The organism is Brevibacillus fortis (genome assembly GCF_046196545.1).
Taxonomy (GTDB): Bacteria; Bacillota; Bacilli; order Brevibacillales; family Brevibacillaceae; genus Brevibacillus; species Brevibacillus fortis_A.
This window is the reverse complement of the sequence record NZ_CP176370.1, coordinates 412,501-433,958: the sequence shown is the minus strand read 5'-3', so window position 1 is coordinate 433,958 and position 21,458 is coordinate 412,501. Positions and strand designations below refer to the sequence as shown.

18 protein-coding genes and 1 rRNA gene (1 of these 19 running past the window's edge) are annotated in these 21,458 nt (G+C 49.5%); 10 read left to right on the top strand and 9 right to left on the bottom strand.

All coding sequences use genetic code 11. The annotated features are described in order from the left end of the window. Positions 1-59: 59 nt before the first annotated feature. Positions 60-986 (bottom strand): pseudouridine-5'-phosphate glycosidase, encoded by a 927-nt coding sequence (locus ACKKE8_RS02530; protein WP_409176785.1) that lies wholly within the window; start codon positions 984-986, stop codon positions 60-62. A gap of 3 nt (positions 987-989) precedes the next feature. Then, on the bottom strand, positions 990-2,090 hold the full coding sequence (locus ACKKE8_RS02525; RefSeq protein WP_409176784.1) for a carbohydrate kinase: 1,101 nt from the start codon (positions 2,088-2,090) through the stop codon (positions 990-992). A 187-nt stretch (positions 2,091-2,277) separates the two neighbouring features. On the opposite strand from ACKKE8_RS02525, the gene ACKKE8_RS02520 reads away from it, so the two are divergent. The 6 genes from ACKKE8_RS02520 (at position 2,278) to ACKKE8_RS02495 (ending at position 7,303) form a co-directional block, all read left to right on the top strand. Beyond that, on the top strand, positions 2,278-2,724 hold the full coding sequence (locus ACKKE8_RS02520) for a MarR family winged helix-turn-helix transcriptional regulator (protein WP_409176783.1): 447 nt from the start codon (positions 2,278-2,280) through the stop codon (positions 2,722-2,724). A gap of 135 nt (positions 2,725-2,859) precedes the next feature. Beyond that, positions 2,860-3,486: an FMN-dependent NADH-azoreductase gene (locus ACKKE8_RS02515; RefSeq protein ID WP_409176782.1), complete on the top strand. Its 627-nt coding sequence runs from the start codon at positions 2,860-2,862 to the stop codon at positions 3,484-3,486. A gap of 75 nt (positions 3,487-3,561) precedes the next feature. After that, positions 3,562-3,948, top strand: coding sequence for a DoxX family protein (locus ACKKE8_RS02510; RefSeq protein WP_409176781.1), 387 nt, complete (start codon positions 3,562-3,564; stop codon positions 3,946-3,948). A 55-nt stretch (positions 3,949-4,003) separates the two neighbouring features. Then, a complete protein-coding gene (locus ACKKE8_RS02505) occupies positions 4,004-4,777 on the top strand; it encodes a pirin family protein (protein WP_409176780.1) in 774 nt (257 codons plus the stop codon). Between the two features lie 163 nt (positions 4,778-4,940). After that, on the top strand, positions 4,941-6,275 hold the full coding sequence (locus ACKKE8_RS02500; RefSeq protein WP_409179062.1) for a cytochrome ubiquinol oxidase subunit I: 1,335 nt from the start codon (positions 4,941-4,943) through the stop codon (positions 6,273-6,275). Then, on the top strand, positions 6,272-7,303 hold the full coding sequence (locus tag ACKKE8_RS02495; protein WP_409176779.1) for a cytochrome d ubiquinol oxidase subunit II: 1,032 nt from the start codon (positions 6,272-6,274) through the stop codon (positions 7,301-7,303). The genes ACKKE8_RS02500 and ACKKE8_RS02495 overlap by 4 nt, the downstream gene beginning before the upstream one ends. Positions 7,304-7,496: 193 nt before the next feature. Here ACKKE8_RS02495 and ACKKE8_RS02490 read toward each other — a convergent pair whose 3' ends face one another. Both ACKKE8_RS02490 and ACKKE8_RS02485 read right to left on the bottom strand, forming a co-directional pair. Next, positions 7,497-9,008, bottom strand: a complete 1,512-nt coding sequence (locus tag ACKKE8_RS02490; protein WP_409179061.1) for an acetyl-CoA hydrolase/transferase family protein — start codon at positions 9,006-9,008, stop codon at positions 7,497-7,499. Positions 9,009-9,149: 141 nt separating this feature from the next. Further along, complete coding sequence (locus ACKKE8_RS02485) at positions 9,150-9,821, bottom strand: LytTR family DNA-binding domain-containing protein (protein WP_409176778.1); 672 nt, start codon at positions 9,819-9,821, stop codon at positions 9,150-9,152. Between the two features lie 178 nt (positions 9,822-9,999). Between ACKKE8_RS02485 and ACKKE8_RS02480 the strand changes: the two genes are divergently transcribed. From ACKKE8_RS02480 to menC, 4 genes are all read left to right on the top strand, one after another. Continuing rightward, positions 10,000-12,024, top strand: coding sequence for a sigma 54-interacting transcriptional regulator (locus tag ACKKE8_RS02480; protein ID WP_409176777.1), 2,025 nt, complete (start codon positions 10,000-10,002; stop codon positions 12,022-12,024). 179 nt (positions 12,025-12,203) lie between these two features. Next, positions 12,204-13,613 carry a YfcC family protein gene (locus tag ACKKE8_RS02475; protein WP_409176776.1) on the top strand — a complete coding sequence of 470 codons (1,410 nt, stop codon included), beginning with the start codon at positions 12,204-12,206 and terminating at the stop codon, positions 13,611-13,613. Between the two features lie 95 nt (positions 13,614-13,708). Further along, the gene (locus ACKKE8_RS02470; protein ID WP_409176775.1) at positions 13,709-14,848 is read left to right on the top strand and encodes a M20 peptidase aminoacylase family protein; all 1,140 of its coding nucleotides are present in this window, start codon (positions 13,709-13,711) and stop codon (positions 14,846-14,848) included. A gap of 20 nt (positions 14,849-14,868) precedes the next feature. After that, the gene (menC, locus tag ACKKE8_RS02465; RefSeq protein ID WP_409176774.1) at positions 14,869-16,017 is read left to right on the top strand and encodes an o-succinylbenzoate synthase; all 1,149 of its coding nucleotides are present in this window, start codon (positions 14,869-14,871) and stop codon (positions 16,015-16,017) included. Between the two features lie 75 nt (positions 16,018-16,092). On the opposite strand, the gene ACKKE8_RS02460 is transcribed toward menC, so the two are convergent. The 5 genes from ACKKE8_RS02460 to ACKKE8_RS02440 all read right to left on the bottom strand — a co-directional run. After that, complete coding sequence (locus ACKKE8_RS02460; protein WP_409176773.1) at positions 16,093-17,001, bottom strand: hypothetical protein; 909 nt, start codon at positions 16,999-17,001, stop codon at positions 16,093-16,095. A gap of 143 nt (positions 17,002-17,144) precedes the next feature. Continuing rightward, complete coding sequence (locus ACKKE8_RS02455; protein ID WP_007728959.1) at positions 17,145-17,432, bottom strand: HesB/YadR/YfhF family protein; 288 nt, start codon at positions 17,430-17,432, stop codon at positions 17,145-17,147. Between the two features lie 138 nt (positions 17,433-17,570). Then, positions 17,571-18,866 carry a sensor histidine kinase gene (locus ACKKE8_RS02450; RefSeq protein WP_409176772.1) on the bottom strand — a complete coding sequence of 432 codons (1,296 nt, stop codon included), beginning with the start codon at positions 18,864-18,866 and terminating at the stop codon, positions 17,571-17,573. Continuing rightward, a complete protein-coding gene (locus ACKKE8_RS02445; RefSeq protein ID WP_007728963.1) occupies positions 18,863-19,537 on the bottom strand; it encodes a response regulator transcription factor in 675 nt (224 codons plus the stop codon). The genes ACKKE8_RS02450 and ACKKE8_RS02445 overlap by 4 nt, the downstream gene beginning before the upstream one ends. A gap of 260 nt (positions 19,538-19,797) precedes the next feature. Continuing rightward, a 23S ribosomal RNA gene (locus tag ACKKE8_RS02440) occupies positions 19,798-21,458 on the bottom strand (it continues 1,268 nt past the right edge of the window).

Below are 21,458 nucleotides of genomic sequence, written 5' to 3'. Positions count from 1 at the left end.
GCCCTAGAAGCGATTCTAGAGGCTCGTTTTTCTTTGACTATTTTGTTGTTCGCTCTCTCTTATTTACCTTGGTTCGCTTCTTTCTGATAAGCTGCCGCGATTTTTGCAGCTACTTCAGCATTATGTTTTACCAGTGCGATGTTCGTTGCCAAGCTCTTGCCTTCTGTCAGCTTTTTCACTTTATCAAGCATGAATGGCGTTACCTGTTTACCTGCAATGTTGTTTTCTTTTGCTTCTGCGAGAGCTTTTTGGATCACAGCCTCGATTTCTTGGTAGTTTAATGCATCGGATTCTGGTACTGGGTTCGCGATAATCATACCGCCTTTGAGTCCCAGATCCCATTTGGTGTTCATCATCTTACCGACTTCTTCCGGTGTATCGATGCGCATGTCTACGCCAAATCCACTTTCGCGAGCGAAGAAGGATGGGAATTCATCTGTGCGGTAGCCCACAACTGGTACACCTTGCGTTTCCAAATACTCGAGGGTGCGGCCGATATCGAGGATCGATTTCGCGCCTGCGCATACTACAGCTACATCTGTTTGCGCCAGCTCAGTCAGGTCAGCAGATACGTCCCAAGTGATTTCGCCTTCACGGTGTACCCCGCCGATACCGCCAGTTGCAAACATGTGGATGCCAGCCATCTCAGCTGCGATCATAGTAGCGGCTACTGTAGTCGCACCGATTTTACCGCTAGCCAAAATGTAAGCAAAGTCGCGACGGCTTACTTTTGCTACATTTTTGTTCGTCGCAAACTCTTCCAGCTCGCTGTCAGTCAAACCGATTTTGATTTTGCCGTCCATGATCCCGATCGTAGCTGGTACGGCACCGTTGTCGCGAATGATTTGCTCAACTTCTTTTGCCATTTCAATGTTTTGCGGATATGGCATACCGTGCGAAATAATCGTCGTCTCCAGAGCAACTACCGGCAGGTTGTTCTCCAGTGCGTGGCGTACTTCCTCAGTAAAGGTCAAATATTGTTTCATCTCTTATCGCTCCTTTTCGAATTGTTCTATAGCCAGTTCCAATTGTTCTGCTTTTAATAGAGGAGATACGGACTGCTCTGTTTGCAATGTCAGAGCGGATGCTGCCAATCCAAGGCGGCACGCCCTCTGGAAAGACTCTCCGTTTACAATGCCATACAAGAGTCCCGACGCGAACGCATCTCCCGCACCCGTAACATCTACCACTTTCGTTGGATACGGAGGCATATGCTCCGCAACGTCCTCGGATTGATAGTAAATGCCTTCTTCACCCAAGGTCACGATGACGTGCTTGACGCCTCGTTCCCTGATCTTGCGGCAAGCCTCGGCGCATTCTTCGATCGTCGTGATCTTCATGCCAGCCATCAGCTCAGCTTCTTCGCGATTCGGCAAAATCGCTTCTACTCCGTCCAATTGCTGTGGGAGCTTCTTTGCTTTAATGGAAGAGACCGGGTCCACGAAGAGCAGGATGTTTTCTTCCCGACAACGTTCGATGATGTAGGCCAAGCAGTCCGCCGGAATGTTTGTATCGATGAAAACCACGTGGGATGCTGCAATATGCGACCATTTCTCCGCGAACATCTCCGGTGTGAGAGCATCGTAAATATCCATGTTCGCCAAGGAAACAACCATCTCGCCATCAATATCGAGAAGCGCGGTATACGTTCCGGTCCGCTGTGTAGGCAGTCTCCACACTTGGCTGATGTGTACCCCGTGCTTTTTCGTCTCCTGCAAGAGCCATTCGCCTTCTTTGTCCTCACCAATGCTGGTGATGAGTGACGTATTGCAGCCAAGACGACCGAGGTTCTCCGCGATATTCCGTGCCACCCCTCCACACGATTCCATAATCGTTACGGGATTGGATGAGTGTAGACGCACCTGTTGCTTGCCTCGTGCTTTGCGGTCCAGGTTGGCCCCACCGATACAAGCAATCATTCCTTCATCACGAAGTACATAAGCCCGTCCTTTGATTTCCCCGCGTTTGGTCAACTGTGCGATGTAACCAGCTACCGCTGAGCGTGAGATGCCAATCAGATCAGCCAGCTCCTGTTGCGTGATAAAAGGATTTTGCCGGATATGATGAAGGATCTGCATGTCTTTTTCCACGGTCATCCTCCTTTCTTCTGTTTCGCTTTCACAGCTCGTTTACAAACAAAAGTTTATCACGGAGACAACTGTTTGTACAGGCGTGTTTTTCATTTTATTTTTCATCTCAATTTGACAAATATGAATACGAGATGTAGGATTATCTTAAATTAGAGATATCGAAATTCCGATGAATAGGAGGGTCCATATGTCTGACAAACCACTACGAAATGATCCCCTTGATCTTTTTGTAGTTTTATCGAGGTCATACAACTGGGTTACCGCTCACTCCAATCGTCACATTCGCCAGCATGGACTTAATCCAACCGAATTCGGGGTACTAGAGGTATTATTTCATAAAGGTCCTCAACCATTGCAGCAAATTGGCGAAAAAATATTAATCTCCAGCGGAAATATCACCTACGTTGTAGATAAGCTAGAAAAGAAGCAACTGCTCATTCGCAAGCCCTGTGCGGCAGACCGCCGCGTCATTTTTGCGGAACTCACAGAAAAAGGGCACCAATTTTTGTCCGAAATCTTCCCTCCTCATCAACTCGCAATTGAGAAAGCGATGGAAGGTCTCACACCAGAAGAACAGCGTCAGGCAATCGAATTGCTAAAGAAGTTGGGACGCACTGCTCAGGCTACTTATTAGATGAGCAGTCCCCTCTCTCCACCACAATCGTTTTAAAAAAGTGTTGACAAAAGATCTTAAACATAATAATCTTAAAATCAAGATTTACACATTAAAAGTTAGTGACTTACTAAACGGAAGGGGAATAAAATTTTCATGAGTAAAGTACTTTTTATTAAAGCAAACGATCGTCCAGTTGAGCAGGCTACAAGTGTAAAGTTGTACGAAGCTTTCACCAAAGCATACAGAGAAACACATCCAAATGATGAAATCGCAGAATTGGATCTGTTCGCAGCTAACCTCCCTTACTATGGCAATGACTTGCTCACTGCTATGTGGAAAGCAGGAAACGGTATCGAACTGACTGCTGAAGAGCAAAAAGGTGCTGACCTGGTAAACAAATACCTGAACCAATTTGCTGATGCTGACAAAGTAGTAATCGCATTCCCTATGTGGAACTTCGCTGTTCCAGCAGTTCTACACACGTATGTAGACTACCTCTCCCAAGCAGGCAAAACATTCAAATACACTGCTGAGGGTCCAGTTGGTCTGATGGGCGACAAAAAAGTAGCTCTGTTGAGCGCACGCGGTGGCGTTTATTCCGAAGGGCCTATGGCTGAAATCGAAATGGCTAACAAATACATGCGCACTGTTCTGGGCTTCTGGGGCATCAGCAATGTAACAGAAGTGATCGTAGAAGGTCACAACCAATTCCAAGACAAAGCAGCTGAGATCGTTGCAGCTGGTGTAGAAAAAGCAGTAAAACTGGCGGAATCCTTCTAAGGCCCGCCAGCCTTTTTGGACAAATATCTCAAAATAAAGATACACTAATTTAAATTAATTAAGGAGAGATGAAAAGTGTTGGATACTGGATTGTTGTTGATTCGTTTGGTCATCGGTTTGACGTTTGCAGGTCATGGTGCGCAGAAGTTGTTTGGCTGGTTTGGTGGTTATGGTTTGAAAGGCACAGGCGGTTGGCTGGAGTCCATCGGGGTTAAGCCTGGCGTAGCGATGGCCTTCATTGCTGGCTTGTCTGAACTCGTTGGCGGTCTGATGTTTGCGGCAGGTGTAGGTATCTGGCCAAGTGCTATTTTGCTTGCTTTCACAATGCTGGTTGCCATTCTGAAGGTACACGGTCAAAATGGATATTGGGTCACACAAAACGGATTCGAATACAACCTGACGTTAATCACAGTTGTTATTGGTGTGGCGTTGATCGGTCCAGGCGCATACGTTTTGTTTTAATGGTGACTCCTCACAACCCGTAAGCCAGCAATTGTATTAAGGGAGGAAACATCAGATGGAAATCCGCGTCTTTACACAAAACGAGCAAGCAAAAGGACATTTTGGCGACGGTGAAATCGTAGAGAATAAACCAATTGGCTTCCCTCATGAAGGCTCCGTTGTCAAACGGGTAGGACCACTTTTTTACTGGGCATGGGCAAAATCACTGAAGACATTTGAAATTCCGCTGCACCCTCACTCCGGCTTCGAAATTTTGTCGTATGTCCTCACAGGGACAGTCGGACATCGGGACACGCTCGGAAATCTTCAAGAGGTGTCGACAGGCGGCGCGCAGATCATGCAAACCGGGTCGGGCGCGTACCATGCAGAAGAACTTGGCAAGGATACGGAAATGTTTCAAATCTGGTTTGAACCGCATCTCGCACAAACGACGAAGCAACCTCCGACTTACCATCAGTATGACCATGAGGAGTTTCCGTCTGAGGATGTTGATGGCGTGCAAGTAAAACACATCATCGGATCGTCTGCGCCCATTCAGTTGGTCACAGATTCCTTGATGAGCGACATCACGATTCCCGCTGGAAAATCGTATGCAAAAGAACTCCCGGCTGGTTACGCTCACGCAGTCGTCATAGTGGAAGGAAACGGAAGCGTTGCGGAGAAAGCAACTGTCAGCGAGAAACAAACCCCAGCAACCAAAGGTGACTTTGTCGTTACCTCCTCCGAGGAAGGCAACACAGCCATCTACCAAGCATCAACGGATGCTTCGCTCCGCCTGGTGTTGATTCAAGTACCAACTGAGGTTGATTATCCACTCTATCGTAAATAATCAATTCTTCCAAACGTCCTTATCCTATCATCAAGCCCGACCGTCACATTTTTGTGACGGTCTTTTTCGTATAAACTCCACCTCCTCATGGGACATTAACGAGGAAATCGTTAACAATTTTTGGTGCCGATCAGAAAGGAAGTTGAACGTGGAAGATATCGTGATGACCAGAGCCATATTCGGGACGACCATGGCCTTTCACATTATTTTTGCGACCTTGGGCGTTGGTCTCCCGCTCATGATCTTGCTGGTAGAGCTCCTCTTTTGGCGGACACGTGACCGCGATTACGAGATGATGGCTAAACGTTGGACAAAAGCCCAGGCGATCTTGCTAGGTGTCGCGATCCCGTCTGGAACGATTGCTGGGGTCCAGCTTTCCCTGTTATGGCCCGGGTTCATGGAGATTGTCGGCAAGGTGATCTCGCTGCCTTTTCAGATCGAAATATTCGCTTTCTTCGTGGAAGCCTTATTTATGTCCATCTACGTCTACGCAGCTCACCGCCTATCCCGCAATATGCGTTTATTGAGTTTGTTCATGGTATTGCTTGGTGCAACGGCCTCCGCGATTCTGATTACGAATGTCCACGCCTTTGAAGGCACGCCAACTGGGTTCCGGATGGTCGATGGGCAGATCGTCGACGTGGACCCGTGGAAAGCTTTTTTCAATCCCAGCTTTATCGTGACGGCAGGTCATGTAACTGTCTCTGCTTATATGACGGGGGCATTCATCGTCGCTGGAGTAGCAGCGTGGAAAATGCTGCGCGCCGAAAAAGGCAGCCGGGTTTACTTGTATCATCAAAAAGCACTCTTGGCCGGTTTGATTGTGGGTGGCACCTTTTCCCTTTTAACCGCCTTGAACGGTCATGAATCTGCACAGCTTTTGCATAAATACCAGCCGGAAAAGCTGGCCGCTGCGGAAGGACTGTTTGAAACACAAGCATATGCCCCACTCGCAATTGGCGGCTTTACCGATCCCGAGACGAAAGAAGTCAAATACGGCATCGAGATTCCCTGGGCGCTCAGCTTCCTTGCAGCCAATCGCTTTGACGAGGTCGTGGTCGGTCTGAACGATTTTCCACAGGAGCTGTGGCCTCCACTCTACGTCCATACGCTGTTTAACGGAATGGTCATCATCGGCAGCTTGTTGATCTTTGTTGGTTTCATCGGCTTCGCTTGGAAGAAGCTCCTGAAACGCTCTCAGTTTCCCCGTTGGGTACTCTGGGTATTTGTCGCGAGTGGACCGCTCGCCTTGTTAGGCATCGAATTCGGCTGGATTTTTGCCTGCACAGGACGACAGCCGTGGGTGGTTTATCGTGTGATGAAAACAGTAGATGCCGCTACCCAAGCAGCAGGCATCTCTACCCTGTTCTGGATTTTCCTCTCCGTGTACGTATTTTTTGCGATCGTCACCCTGCTCGTATTCCGCAGCTATTTTGGCCGTCACCCCTTGGAGCTCGATCCGCCAGAACAGCCGAAAGTGGACGGAGGAACTGCATGACCGACACGATTATTGCCATTACGCTGCTTTGGATTTTCGTCGTCATCTATTCCGTTGCGGCCTCCTTCGACTTCGGTGCAGGTTTTTGGTCGATGATCTATTTGAATCGGGAAAAAACCAAAGCCACTCAAATCGCCAATCGCTACCTCTCGCCCTCCTGGGAGGTCGTGAATGTCTTTATCGTGTTAATTGTTGTCGCGCTCGTTACCTTTTTCCCTGGCGCGACCTACACATTGGGGAGCCTGCTGCTGGTTCCCGGATGTCTCGTGGTGTTATTGATGCTGATTCGCAGTACGTTCATGGTGTTTTCACATCTGATTTACAAGTATGACAAGATGCTCAGCATCGTCTCCGGCGTTACCGGGATATTGGTGCCGGCTCTGTTAATCAGCGTGCTTCCTGTGACACAGGGTGGGTTGTCTCGAACGATCAATGGTGTGGAGTATCTCGATTGGGGACTGTTTTTGACCAGCCCGCATGTCTATTCTTTCATTGGTCTTGCCGTCAGCAGTACGCTCTTCCTCTCGTCGCTGCTTCTCGCGGACTATTCCTTTGTCGCAGGTGAAAAGCAAGCCTTCGCCGTCTACCGCCGGGATGCGGTGATTCTGGGTCCGATTACGTTGCTGGCGGCATTGGTTACTGTGCTCACGATGCAAATGGAGGCTACATGGCTATATGACCGCATTCTCGGCTATTTGCCGTGGCTTATTGCATCTGCGGTCTGTTTTTTCATTAGCTATATCGCTCTCTTGCTGCCCCAAGACCGTCGATACTTCGGCATCCATCTTCCGCGGATTGCGGTCATTGTCGCCACGACGCAATACCTGCTCGCCAGTTATGCGTACGGTGCAGCGCGCCTCCCCTACATCGTCTACCCCAATGTGACGATTGAGTCCAGCTTTACACATCCGGATACGTTCCACGCTCTGTTCATTTGTTATTTGGTCGGCTTTGCGATTCTCGTTCCCGGATTTATTTATTTCTGGCGTCTGTTCATGAAGGACGAGCAGTATGTACGGCAAAAATAGCAATTTCGCGATACGCAAAAGTAAGAGGCTTCGCCCTGATACGGCGGAGCCTCTTTTTTGTTCGGTCATGTAATCCCCACTGATCCGGTACATGTCCGTCACTTCCGGCGATTGCTTGCAGAAATGCAATGGAGACGAGAACCCGCCAAGGCTTCAACGCCCGAGCGGGTTTGTTTTTTCATCATTCAATCGCCTAAACCAACGCTGGCTTTTTCGCAAGCATCGTACCTTCCTGCGCGTAACGCACGTGCCAGGAGAATGCCTTTTCCAGTACATGCGGGGTGTGTCCGCCGCGTGTAAGTGCTTCCTCGTAGTACGCCATCAATTGATCGCGGTACATCGGATGCGCACAGTTCTCAATAATTTTGATGGCTCTTTGACGCGGAGCCAAGCCTCTCAGGTCAGCCAAGCCTTGCTCGGTCACGATAATATCTACATCATGCTCGGTATGATCCACATGGGAGGCAAACGGAACGATGCTCGAAATGTTTCCGCCTTTGGCGATCGACTTGGTTACGAAGATACCCAGACGTGCGTTGCGAGCAAAATCACCAGAGCCGCCGATGCCGTTCATCATTCGCGTACCCGATACATTGGTCGAGTTGACGTTACCGTAAATGTCCGCTTCAATCGCGGTATTGATCGCAATCAGACCGAGGCGGCGAATCAGCTCCGGATGGTTCGTGATTTCTTGGGGACGCAACAGCAGCTTGTCACGGTATTGGGCGAAATTTTCGGTAACATGCTTCATCTTGTCAGCCGTCAGCGTGATCGAACAGCCTGAGGCAAACGAAATTTTACCTGCATCAAGCAAATCAAACACCGCATCCTGCAACACTTCCGAGAAGACAGTCAGATCCGTGAACTCCGAATCCAAAAATCCGTTGAAAACCGCATTCGCTACCGATCCGATTCCCGATTGCAAGGGCGCGAGATTGTTCGGCAAGCGTCCCTCTTTTACCTCCTGACGCAAAAACTCGATCAGATGTGCAGCAATCTGCGCCGTTTCTTCGTCCGGTTCCACAATCGTCGAGGGAGAATCCAACTGATTCGTCAGGACAATCCCTTTTACTTTATCCGGATCGACGGGAATTCCAGCTGTGCCTATTCGCTGATCCACGGACGTGAGCGGAATCGGTTCACGCTCTCCCTGTTTCGCTGGTGTATAAATATCATGAATGCCTTCCAGCTCCACCGATTGAGCCATGTTCAGCTCAATGATGACATGCTTGGCATTTTCCACGAAAATATTGGAGTTCCCCACGGACGTAGCCGGAATGATCATGCCCTCTTCTGTAATTGCAACCGCTTCCACAATTGCGTAATCGATAGCGTCTATCGCTCCCTGACGAATCGCTTCCGCTGTATGCGACAGATGCTGATCAACGAACATCATGCTGCCATCGTTGATTTTTTTGCGCATGACCGGATCTGCTTGAAAAGGCAATCGCTTGTTGATGATCCCCGCTTCCGCCATCACGGCATCTACATCGGAGCCGAGTGAAGCTCCCGTATATACGTTTACGCCAAAAGGCTTGTTCTCTTTTTTCGCCAGCTCAGCCAATGCGAGCGGCACGACCTTGGCATCACCAGCACGCGTGAAACCACTTAACCCGATCGTCATGCCATCCTCAATCCATCCTGCTGCTACCTCAGCTGTCACGATTTTATCTGCCAGTCGTTTATCGCGTAAGCGCTCCCACATCATTGTGACCTCCCATGCCATCTTTATTGCCTTTACACTAGCACAGGGATTCTGAGCGGGCACTCGATTTTCAACAAAACAGAATATTTACGCGGCTATCAAGAAAAAACGGCAGCGAACCATTCTCATTTATCAGATATTTCAGAAGCCGAGCATTTGCCGAAACGAGCTGGCGTACGACTGACTCACAGGAACTCTCGTCTTTTGCTTGTCCTTCATCTCCAACAAAAACGTCGAATGAAAATGTGGGTGAATAAAGCCGATCGATTCCATATTGACGAAATACGACCGATGACAGCGCACAAATCGCTCTTGCGGGAGCAAGTACTCCAGTTCAGCCATGTTGTATTTGTTCGTATATGATCCACTAGCCGTATGCAAAAGCGTTTTTCCTTCATGAGAGCTGATATAGACGATCTCCGTTAACGGAATGGGTAGCCAGCCGTCCTCCTCCTTTCCGACCAAAAACGATAGCCGCGGCTCCGGGTTTGTGAGCGGAACGCTTTGAGGCGGATAGATGGCGGTTATACAGCCCATGACCTGACCATTTCGCACTAATGGAAGCGAGAGTCCGTAGTACGGCACGCCAAAAATACGACTCTCCACCTGATGCCCCACTTTTCCCATTTCCATGAGGGCTTGGTGTGTAGCCGAGCCTATGGGAACGATATCCCCTGGCGTAATTTTCAAATCAATATTGGAACTCGGTTGATAATACAAATATTGTGAGCCGTCCGAGATCGCAATCGATACCCCGTCTGGCACGACTTCCCCAATCATTTGCAGCACCTCTGGAACCAATCTGTCCTCCATGCTGATTCCTCCTGCTCCTTTTCTAGCTTTTCTACTTCTATTAAAACACATTTCCCCACCCGCAAATCAATCCTTGTCTTTCCTCTCTATACAAGCGAATCCATCCGATTACATCCAGGCATTGTGCTATCATGAGATTACAAAACATTCACGATTGTTTGAGCAAAGGCGGTGCATCATGGACCACACCATTGTCTTGATTGCAAAAGGAACGGACACTCTCGAATTTTTGTTAAAAGAACTGCGGGCTTATTTCGAGCCGTATTGCAAAGTCATCGGTTACGCCAGCCATGAGCATATTCCCGATTTGCGCGGAGTCGATCATGTCTTTATCACGACCAAATCCCCTGAGCTGTACACAGTTGCCCGTCAAGCTGTCGCTGACTCCGTACCCATCACGGTTTTAAACCGTTTTTTCGAGCTGCGTAAAATGAAAGCGCTGATGCAGATTCCTCCGGGGACGACCGTCCCTGTCATGAACAATTCGCCAGTTTCCGCACAGGAGGTCATCCAAAATCTATTAGAAGCGAACGTCGATCATTTAAATTACGTTCCCTTTCACCCTGGATGTACATTTGATGATCTCGAATTTCAATACGCCATCATTATGAGCGTTCCTGACGTGCCTCTCCCTCCTCATGTGGAGGTGATCGACCTCGGTTTTCGCAAAATCAGCATTCATGACCTGATTGATACCGGTCGAAAGGTAGGCGTGCCCAGTGAATGGGAGCGCGAGTATTTGTCTGCCTTCATCGTAGAAATGTCTGAGCTCGCGAAAATGCTCGGCACCTCCTACGCAGAAGTACAAAAGCTCAACAGCCAGCTGCAATCTACCTTTCAGGCAGTCAAAGACCCCGTGATCGCCTGCAACGAACAAGGTTTGATCACGTTTATTAACGACGTCGCAGTTGAGCTGTTTTGTCCACATGCATCCTCTATTGTTGGACAACCGTACACAGTGTTGAAAGAGCACAGCTTGCTGCAGCCCTTTTTTGAGCAGGAAGATCAGGAGGACGCCCTCGTAACCATTGATCACAAACAATTTATCGTCAGCAGTCAAAGCATCCGCCGCAGGCATGAGCATTTAGGCTTCGTTTGTACGCTAAAAGACGTGACCGAAATCCAACGCTTGCGAACCACGCTTACGTTGCGCGGTCATACAGCGACCTACTCCTTTTCCGATATCAAAGGACAAAGCCAACCGCTGCTCCAAGTCATCGAGCTCGGCAAAAAGATGGCAAAAAACAATCAAACGATCCTGCTGACAGGCGAAAACGGAACGGGAAAAGAGCTGTTCGCCCATGCCATTCATCAGCACTCGCTACGCAAAAATGGCCCCTTTGTTGCAATCAACTGTGCCTCCTTGCCGGAAAACCTGCTGGAGAGCGAGCTGTTCGGCTATGAAGACGGTGCTTTTACAGGAGCACGAAAAGGCGGAAAGCCCGGCCTGTTTGAGCAAGCGGACGGTGGGACGATTTTTCTCGATGAGGTGGGGGACATCTCTGGGGCCATTCAGGTCAAGCTGCTTCGCGTGCTGCAAGAAAAGCAGGTCATCCGTGTAGGCGGCACGGGAATTCTTTCTGTGGATTGCCGCATCATCGCTGCTACCAATCGGGATTTGGAAGACGCTGTTTCCCAAGGAAGCTTTCGCGAGGATTTGTTCTATCGTTTGGCTGTCCTGCCGATCCAGATTCCCGCTTTGCGCGAGAGAATCAGCGATATTCCTCTTCTCATCGATGAGCATTTGGAACAGCAAGGCATTCGCAAAACATGGTCGCCAGAAGTAATGGAGCTATTCTATCGCCATGACTGGCGGGGGAACATTCGCGAACTGAAAAATGTCGTGGACTATGCCATTACGGTAAGCGAGCATCCTGTCATCGGCATTCAGGATCTCCCCAAACGATTGACGGATAGCCTGTTTCAAAAGCAGCAGACGGCTTCTATCCCTAAATTGGACGACAACCGCGACTTGGATATTTTGTATTGCTTGCATCATTATTACGTATCCAACAAACCAGTCGGGCGTTATCAATTGGCGCACTCCCCTGAACTACAATCCATAGGCTGGACGGAGAGCGCACTGCGCCACAGGCTAAAACTGCTGGAACAACAAGGTTTAGTTCGTTCAGGAACGACCCGCCAAGGAACCTCCATCACCCCCACGGGTATCGAATTGTTGCGAAAACACGGGCGGATTTAGCTTCCGCCCAATGAATAATAGGATGTATTAGGCTGCATAAAACCTAATAAACATTCCTAAAGCTCATTTTATTCCCTTACCTTGCCTATGAAAATTCACTGAAAACGCTTATATTCGGGAAATTTCGACACTTGGCACGACCCTTGCTTGTCATAAGCAAAAAAAAGCGAGGTGACCTCATGTCTACACATCCATTGAAACCTGCAAAGAAACGTTTTTCTGTACCGCATACCTATGCCATCCTCTTTATCATCATCATTTTGGCAGCCCTGGCTTCCTACGTACTCCCGGCTGGTGAGTTCGAACGCGTCAAGGACGTTGCCTCAGGCAAAACTGTCGTCGTCAACGGCAGCTACCATCCTGTAGAAAGTGATCCGGTCTCGTTCTTTGACATGTTCAAAGCGATTCCAGAAGGGATGCAAAAAGGCGCGCAAATCATTTTCTACATCTTTATTGTAAGCGGTGTATTCGGAATCATCCGCCAGACAGGAGCGATTGAAGCCGGGATCAATAAAGGTGTCCGACACTTGGAGGGTCGGGAAAAGCTGCTCATTCCTGCTTCCATGTTCCTCTTCTCCATCGGTGGCTTCACCATGGGAATGGCAGAAGAAAGCATCATCTTCGTTCCAATCGGTATCGCGCTGGCTCGTGCAATGGGCTTCGATGCCGTAACAGGTACGGCCATGATCACCATGGGGGCGGCAGCCGGCTTCATGGGCGGGATGATCAATCCATTTACGGTTGGGGTGGCGCAGTCGCTCGCGCAATTGCCGCTCTTCTCTGGTCTTACCTTCCGTGCTGTTGTGTATGTCTTCGTTCTTGCTTTTGCCATCTGGTACGTCATGCGTTATGCGTATCGTGTCAAAGCAGACCCGACCAAGAGTGTGCTTTACGGCGTAGAGAATCACGAAAGTCAAGAACAGGCAACAGTAGACATCCCGGATTTGAATGCGCGTCACAAGCTCGTGTTCCTGGTAATGGTTTGTGGCCTCGCCTTCAACGTTTACGGTGTTTTCAAGTACGAATGGTTCCTGACAGAGCTTACCGCTTCCTTCCTGATCATGGGGCTGGTTGCTGGTCTCGTCGGAGGTTTGTCGGTCAATACACTGTTTGATTCCTTCGTCGCTGGTGCGAGAGCCGTTACGTTTGGTGCGCTGATCGTCGGTTTTGCCCGCGCGATCACGGTCGTCCTGGAAGACGGAAAAATTATCGATACGATGATTAACAGTCTGACTTCGGCGATTGGCCATTTGCCAGATGCCGTTAACGTCCTGGCTATGTTTGTGATTCAAGCCTTTCTCAATCTCTTTATCTCTTCTGGTAGTGGACAGGCAGCGACAACCATGCCGATCATGGTGCCGATTGCGGATCTACTCGGCATCCAACGTCAGATAGCGGTTCTTGCCTTCCAATACGGTGATGCGGTAACCAACTCCATTATCCCGACTTCTTCTGCGTTGATGGGCTATCTGGCTGTTGCAGGCATTCCGTATGAGAAATGGGTTAAATTCATTTGGAAGCTGCTAGCTGGTTGGGCCGTAATCGCTTCGATCGCGCTCATTGTAGCAGTAACAATCGGCGTTTCGTAACAAATAAGCTTTTCACAAAATTGGCTGCGTCAAGTGGATTGGCGTAGCCTTCGCTTCACATATCGACTACTTACGAACAAACCGATGGAGGAACCATGCGCACAACGATCAAACAATTGCAGCCCGCCATTTTTTCTCTATACGAGCATTTACACCAGCATCCTGAGATAAGCTGGGAGGAAGTACAGACCACCTCGTTTATCGCTGACTTCTTGAAAAAACACAATTGCCGCGTCACTACCTTTGACGACGTGACGGGAGTTGTTGGCGAATGGGGCGATCTGACGCCAGGAAAATTCACTGTAGGCGTACGAGCAGACATGGATGCACTCTGGCAAGAAGTAAACGGCGTCTTTACCGCGAACCATTCTTGCGGACACGATGCGCACATGACCATGGCCCTGGGCGTCCTGATGGTATTGCAAGTAATGGACGTCCAGCTCCCTGGGCGCCTGAAGCTCATTTTCCAACCAGCAGAAGAAAGCGGAAATGGCGCACTTGCGATGGTGAACAAGCAAGTAGTGGACGATATTGATTTTCTGTACGGTGTCCACCTTCGTCCCATTCAGGAAATCCCGCGCGGCACAGCTGCTTCTGCCATCTTGCACGGGGCGGCTGGTACAGTATTCGGGCAAATCAAGGGTGCCGATGCTCATGGCGCAAGGCCTCATCTCGGAGTCAACGCAATCGAGGTAGCCGCAGCGATTGTCGAGCAGTTAAAAGGCATTCACCTCGATCCGCTCGTCCCATATTCCGTCAAAATGACGCAGCTTTCCGCCGGCAGCAAAAGCAGCAATATCATTCCGGGCTCGGCGCAGTTCCACTTGGACCTGCGGGCACAGACGAATGAAGTCATTCACGCCCTCTTTGTCCGTGTCGAGCACATTTTGCAGCACGTTTCCCGTCTGTATGAAGTTGAGCTGTCTTACGAGATTACAGAACGTGTCTATGCAGCGGAAGTGAACGAAGAAGCAAGACTGATCATGGCAGATGCCATTACCCAAACCTTGGGGGCAGAGAAGCTCGAACCGCCGATCCAGACACCAGGCGCGGAAGACTTCCACTATTACACAAAAGAACGTCCACAGCTTCGGGCGACCATGCTTGGTTTAGGCTGTGGCCTGACACCAGGACTTCATCATCCGCAGATGACTTTTGAAAAAGAAGCACTGCTAGACGGCATCGAGATTTTGGCAAGAACGGTACTGAAAACGTTTGAGCGACAATCCATATGAACGGTTGAGGAGAGATGAACATGAAAATCGAACGCGTGGACCTGCAACGAATCAAAATTCCGTTGAATTCCCCTTTTGAGACGAGCATGGGGGTCGAAACCCACAAGGAATGCATTCTGGTGCGTGCATACAGCGGTGCCCATGTCGGCTTCGGCGAAAGCGTCGCGATGGACGTCCCTGTTTACAACGAGGAAGATGTCGATACGGTCTGGTACATGCTCGAAAAGTATTTGATCCCGCAGCTGTTTTCACGGGAGATCGAGCATCCTGATGACGTATCCCGCCTCTTCTCCTGGATGCGTCGTAATCACATGGCCAAAGCCGCTTTGGAAGGTGCCGTCTGGGACTTGTACGCCAAAATGAACGGCCTCTCCCTCTCCCAAGCATTGGGCGGAACTCGTACGACGATTGACGTCGGTGTGAGTATCGGAATCGAGCCGACCATCGAAAAACTGCTGCAACGCGTAGAAGGCTTCATCCGTGACGGCTACAAAAAGATCAAAGTGAAAATCAAACCGGGTTTTGATGTCGAGCCAATGCGTGCGATCCGCAACACATTTGGACCAGATGTTCCACTGATGGCAGACGCAAACTCTGCGTATACGCTGGCAGACATGGAGATGCTGAAGGCTTTGGATGGCTTCGGTTTGATCATGATTGAACAGCCATTGGCTCATGACGACATCATTGACCATGCGGCCTTGCAAAGGGAGCTGAACACGCCGATCTGCCTCGACGAAAGTATTCATACGGTGGAGGATGCCCGCAAAGCACTCGAGCTCGGCAGTTGCCGGATTATCAACATCAAGATCGGTCGCGTAGGCGGTCTAACCGATGCCAAGAAGATCCATGACCTGTGTGAAACACGCGGCGTACCTGTTTGGTGCGGAGGAATGTTGGAGGCAGGGATTGGACGCGCACATAACATCGCGATGGCTTCGCTTAGCAACTTCACGATTGCTGGCGACACATCCCCGTCCCATCGCTACTTTGCTGAAGATATCGTGACACCTGTCATCGATTTTGTAGCACCAGGTATGCTGGCTGTACCGACTACTCCAGGAATCGGTTTCGACATCAATGAGTCTGCCATTCGCAATGCCCTGATCGAGCATAAAAGCTACTATGCAAATCGGGAGTCTACTACGACTGTCATTCCTACCTGGTAGACGACACTCATTCGAAGTGAAAAAGAACAGAGAGTGCCCCTTGGCCTCCCTGTTCTTTTTATTTAGGTGATTGTATTAATCCGTAATCGTCAAAAGCTTGCACAAATTTCGCTCGGCAAGAGCTCTCTTCTCCGGCGGAAACCGCTTTAGCAGATCCAACGCAGCATATGGAAGCTTCAATGCATGAGGATCGCTGTATTGTCTTTCCCAGTATAACGGTGAAAAAATTTCCTCGAACGCTGGCTCCTTCACCTCGTCCTCCAAAGTAAACGGAGGAACATGGCGATTCAAATAGATTTGAAGACGATGGTTTACGATACCAGGCTTCACAATATCCTCATATCCGAATCGCTCCAGATCTGTTAACGCGTGAGCCTGTGTGATGTTATGGACGACCTCGCTCGCCAAATGATAGCGTACCCCGTTAATATCACGCGGCGGTATAACCAAATGTAGCTCGTCAAATGCCCGCTCTGCCATCTCTGCCGTTGTATGGTAAGGCGCAACTTCGTCTTTGACATCATCAATGGTCATGCCATGATAATTCTCGATGCCCCAATAACGGTCTATCCTGTCTTCTGTCGTCGCTTGGAGAATCTTGACCAGGCCGTTCACCACAGTCGGAGTGATCATATCAGGGCGTTCGCGCAGTGCTTTTAATGCCAACACACCTAGTGCTAGTCCATGACCTGAGGTCCGCAGCTGCTTCACATTTTGCTGGAGGCCATCGATGACGTGCTGTAACAAGGAGGGGTCAGCTTGCTCGTCTTGATCTAGTGGAACAAACCATTCAGGTTTTTGCTGGCGGAAAGACTCGCATGTCCGCTCAATGCCCTCTTTTACATGTTCAGGGAGATCGTGCTCTCGATCCATGAAGTACCCTGCCAATAAAGCTGCCCCATAATGACCATCGAACCATCCTGCTACAGCTGCACGTGCCATTCCCGTAATGCCAAGCTCCAAGTAAGAATCAAGTAAACGCATGTAACTTCCTCCTTTTTCCATTTATGTACCCATCATATACTATACATTTTTGTTTGTAAAGTATGATATTTTAGTTTTTTCGCACATATAAAAAGGCCCCGTATATCCGGAGCCCTTCATCTACTAGCTATCCTTTTCCTAGCTTAGTCCAGCTTAAATTCTACTTCGTCTGTCTCTGGCCGATAATCGACAATCAACCCTCTTCCATTCATATACCACAGCTCATCTTTTTCCATATAAAATGTGATGCCATCCTCGACTGTCGAAATGCCGATTTCATTCGGCAACTCTTTGGCAATCCCCATCGAAAATGAATCCTGAACCGTACTAACGCCTCCATACCGGACAAAAAAACGAATGCTATCTCCTTCTTTGCATCCCCATTCTTCCCGAAACCATGCTACCGCTGCTTTAGTGATCGTCATGTTCATTAGTAGGCCACTCCTCTCTTCTATAGTTTACCTCGATTTAGAGATATTTGAAACATAAAAGTATGTTAAATGGAATTGCTCCACTATTTGAAAAAAGAACCGATTCCCTACGTTGGGAAAACGGTTCTTTCCATCTGTTTAAGGCTTTATTGGAAGTGTAACCAAAAAACTCGTTCCGATACCTACCTCACTGCTGACCTGAATCTTTCCGTGGTGCGCATCCACGATCCATTTGGCAATGGAAAGCCCCAAGCCTGTTCCTTCTGTCGCTCGGGAGCGCATTTTATCAACCCGATAGAAGCGATCAAACAAATACGGAATATCCTCTTTGGAAATTCCGATCCCACTGTCTTTTACGAGAATCGAAACGCGACCACCTTCCTTTCTGCAAGAGACATAAATCCGGCCGTCTTCGTTCGTGTACTTCAAGGCATTGTCCAGCAAGATGACCATGAGCTGATGCAGACGTTCTTGGTCCCCCACCATCTCAATGGGTTGCTGGATGTCTGTTTCGAGACGAATTTCCCGTGCGATAGCAAGTTGTGCAAAAACCTGGGTGCATTTGATCGCTACTTCGTCTAAGCGCAGCGTCTGATTCATGATCTGCAGCTCGTTCGAATCACTGCGAGCTAGTGTGAGCAAATCCGAGACGAGTTTGCTCAAGCGCTTGGCCTCCTGCATCCCAATCATGATTTTTTCGCTTTCCTGCTCAATCGTATGATCCGGGTGTCTAAAAAGCCTCTCCAGATTGACCATAATGGCCGTGAGCGGCGTCCTCAGCTCATGAGAAGCATCGGCAATAAACTGCTGCTGCTTTTCCCATGAGACTTGGATCGGGATGAGTGCCCTTCTCGCCAAAAACCACCCAGCCACGATCGCAATGACAATACTGATAATGTCGCCGATTATTACAACGTACAGCAAGCTGTCCAGCATGTTTTGCTCAGGTGCCAGATTGTAAATCAGTTGAAACTGGTATGCGGTCTGTATCCGATTGCCTACAACGACCTTTTTCGGAACGGTAACTGTCTGCACGCGATAGACTTGTCCATTCACAGTTTTCGTTTCGATTCCGTCTGCTTTTCCGTTATGCTGGAATTCTGCATACTCCTCCGGCTCCAGCCGGTCACCAAATGCAGTCCCGATAACACGCCCAAAGTTATCCCAGACAAGCAAAACATATCGGCGATCCAGATCGTTAAACTTTTTCCTCTCCTGACGATTGAATGGGAAAGGGTCGTCTTCAATCCGATGGAGACGAGGCAAAGAATCAACTGCCAGCCTTTGACTGACTTTGGTCATTTCTCGGTCCACCTGCGAATAGAGACGGTACTTCATCGTGTAGTAGACTGCACTCCCCAGCCCGTTCAACAAGAGAAGCACCACTACTACGTTCAACGTTACGAGCCGAATCCTCGTTTTTCGAAACATCATTTGTCTTCCTTTTTCAAAATGTAGCCCACATTGCGGATCGTTCGGATGAAGCCTTCGTAAGCACCTAGCTTCTTGCGCAGATAGTGGACATACAAATCGACCACTCCGTAATTCGCTTCTGAATCAATTCCCCATACGCGGTCAAAAATTTGTTGGCGCGTCAATATTTGCTCCCGATTTTGCAGGAAGTACTTAAGCAGCTCGTACTCCTTTGTTGTTAGCTTCATCGGCTCATCATCAACAAAACCGTCATATTCATTTATCTTCAGCGATAGAGGACCGTACGCCAGCTCGCCTTCTGCGTTCTGTTTCCCTTGTCGGCGTAGGAGGGCTCTCACTCTCGCCGTCAGTTCTTCGGCCGCAAAAGGCTTGACCAAATAATCATCTGCTCCGGCATCCAATCCCTCGACTCTCGATTCTACGCTATCTTTTGCCGTTAAAAATAAAACTGGCGTCATTATCCCTTTTGCACGTAACGTTCTCACCAGTGAAAGGCCATCCATTCCTGGCATCATAATGTCCAAGACCAACAAATCGTAGATGCCGCGTTCCGCCAATAACAAGCCGTCATCTCCGCGCTCTGCCGTATCCACCTGATATCCTTCATCGGTCAGGACTCCTGCAATTGTCTGAAGCAGCGCTTTTTCATCCTCCACTGCAAGAATAAGCATATTGATCCCTCTTTCATTTGAAAAAGCTGTATGTCATTCAGCATAGCATAATCGACTGGAATCACAATAATGACCACACTCGCCGATCTCGGCTGTGCACACGCTCCTTTTATTAGAGCACGTATTTTTTTGAATCAGATTTGTAGGTGCTGGCGGAAATACAAAAAAAGCTGCATTCTCCATTACTTTTACAAGTAATCGGGAATACAGCTTTTCGCCTCATTCCTTCAAAACTGAATACGCATGATTGCTAAGAATTTGTGGATAAGTCCTCGACCGATTAGTATTCGTCAGCTCCACGCGTTACCGCGCTTCCACACCGAACCTATCAACCTCATCGTCTATGAGGGGTCTTACCAGCTTGCGCTGTGGGAAGTCTCATCTTGGAGGGGGCTTCACGCTTAGATGCTTTCAGCGCTTATCCCGTCCGCACATAGCTACCCAGCTGTGCCACTGGCGTGACAACTGGTGCACCAGCGGTGCGTCCATCCCGGTCCTCTCGTACTAAGGACAGCTCTCCTCAAACTTCCTACGCCCGCGACAGATAGGGACCGAACTGTCTCACGACGTTCTGAACCCAGCTCGCGTACCGCTTTAATGGGCGAACAGCCCAACCCTTGGGACCTACTTCAGCCCCAGGATGCGATGAGCCGACATCGAGGTGCCAAACCTCCCCGTCGATGTGGACTCTTGGGGGAGATAAGCCTGTTATCCCCAGGGTAGCTTTTATCCGTTGAGCGATGGCCCTTCCATGCGGAACCACCGGATCACTAAGCCCGACTTTCGTCCCTGCTCGACTTGTAGGTCTCGCAGTCAAGCTCCCTTCTGCCTTTACACTCTACGAATGATTTCCGACCATTCTGAGGGAACCTTTGGGCGCCTCCGTTACCTTTTAGGAGGCGACCGCCCCAGTCAAACTGCCCACCTGGCATGGTCCTCTCGCCCGATAAGGGCGACGAGTTAGAAACTCCGTACATCAAGGGTGGTATCCCACCGACAGCTCCACAGAGGCTGGCGCCCCTGCTTCTCAGCTTCCCACCTATCCTGTACATGATGCACAAAGTTCCAATACCAGGCTACAGTAAAGCTCCATGGGGTCTTTCCGTCTTGTCGCGGGTAACCTGCATCTTCACAGGTATTATGATTTCACCGGGTCTCTTGCCGAGACAGCGCCCAAGTCGTTACGCCTTTCGTGCGGGTCGGAACTTACCCGACAAGGAATTTCGCTACCTTAGGACCGTTATAGTTACGGCCGCCGTTTACTGGGGCTTCGGTTCAAAGCTTCGCTTGCGCTAACTCATCCCCTTAACCTTCCAGCACCGGGCAGGCGTCAGCCCCTATACTTCGCCTTGCGGCTTCGCAGAGACCTGTGTTTTTGCTAAACAGTCGCTTGGGCCTTTTCACTGCGGCCCCCTCGGGCTATTAACCCTACCGAGGCGCCCCTTCTCCCGAAGTTACGGGGCCATTTTGCCGAGTTCCTTAGCAAGAGTTATCCCGCGCACCTTAGGATTCTCTCCTCGCCTACCTGTGTCGGTTTGCGGTACGGGCACCTTGTTCCTCGCTAGACGCTTTTCTTGGCAGTGTGAAATCAGGGACTTCGGTACTTATATTTCCCTCGCCATCACAGCTCATGCTTAACGGTGTGCGGATTTGCCTACACACCACACTTACTGCTTGGACGGCCATCCAGTAGGCCGCTCACCCTATCCTCCTGCGTCACGCCATTGCTCAAGCGGAACAGAGGTGGTACAGGAATATCAACCTGTTGTCCATCGCCTACGCCTTTCGGCCTCAGCTTAGGTCCCGACTAACCCTGGGAGGACGAGCCTTCCCCAGGAAACCTTAGGCTTTCGGTGGACAAGATTCTCACTTGTCTTTTCGCTACTTACACCGGCATTCTCACTTCCAAGCGCTCCACCGC

Bases quoted from the DNA above. Each gene is read 5' to 3' on its own strand.
- ACKKE8_RS02475 (WP_409176776.1), top strand. From the start codon at position 12,204: ATGTCTACACATCCATTGAAACCTGCAAAGAAACGTTTTTCTGTACCG.
- ACKKE8_RS02445 (WP_007728963.1), bottom strand. From the start codon at position 19,537: ATGCTTATTCTTGCAGTGGAGGATGAAAAAGCGCTGCTTCAGACAATT.
- ACKKE8_RS02515 (WP_409176782.1), top strand. From the start codon at position 2,860: ATGAGTAAAGTACTTTTTATTAAAGCAAACGATCGTCCAGTTGAGCAG.
- ACKKE8_RS02455 (WP_007728959.1), bottom strand. From the start codon at position 17,432: ATGAACATGACGATCACTAAAGCAGCGGTAGCATGGTTTCGGGAAGAA.
- ACKKE8_RS02495 (WP_409176779.1), top strand. From the start codon at position 6,272: ATGACCGACACGATTATTGCCATTACGCTGCTTTGGATTTTCGTCGTC.
- ACKKE8_RS02485 (WP_409176778.1), bottom strand. From the start codon at position 9,821: ATGGAGGACAGATTGGTTCCAGAGGTGCTGCAAATGATTGGGGAAGTC.
- ACKKE8_RS02530 (WP_409176785.1), bottom strand. From the start codon at position 986: ATGAAACAATATTTGACCTTTACTGAGGAAGTACGCCACGCACTGGAG.
- ACKKE8_RS02500 (WP_409179062.1), top strand. From the start codon at position 4,941: ATGACCAGAGCCATATTCGGGACGACCATGGCCTTTCACATTATTTTT.
- ACKKE8_RS02520 (WP_409176783.1), top strand. From the start codon at position 2,278: ATGTCTGACAAACCACTACGAAATGATCCCCTTGATCTTTTTGTAGTT.
- ACKKE8_RS02460 (WP_409176773.1), bottom strand. From the start codon at position 17,001: ATGCGTTTACTTGATTCTTACTTGGAGCTTGGCATTACGGGAATGGCA.
- ACKKE8_RS02505 (WP_409176780.1), top strand. From the start codon at position 4,004: ATGGAAATCCGCGTCTTTACACAAAACGAGCAAGCAAAAGGACATTTT.
- ACKKE8_RS02450 (WP_409176772.1), bottom strand. From the start codon at position 18,866: ATGATGTTTCGAAAAACGAGGATTCGGCTCGTAACGTTGAACGTAGTA.
- ACKKE8_RS02480 (WP_409176777.1), top strand. From the start codon at position 10,000: ATGGACCACACCATTGTCTTGATTGCAAAAGGAACGGACACTCTCGAA.
- ACKKE8_RS02490 (WP_409179061.1), bottom strand. From the start codon at position 9,008: ATGTGGGAGCGCTTACGCGATAAACGACTGGCAGATAAAATCGTGACA.
- ACKKE8_RS02470 (WP_409176775.1), top strand. From the start codon at position 13,709: ATGCGCACAACGATCAAACAATTGCAGCCCGCCATTTTTTCTCTATAC.
- menC (WP_409176774.1), top strand. From the start codon at position 14,869: ATGAAAATCGAACGCGTGGACCTGCAACGAATCAAAATTCCGTTGAAT.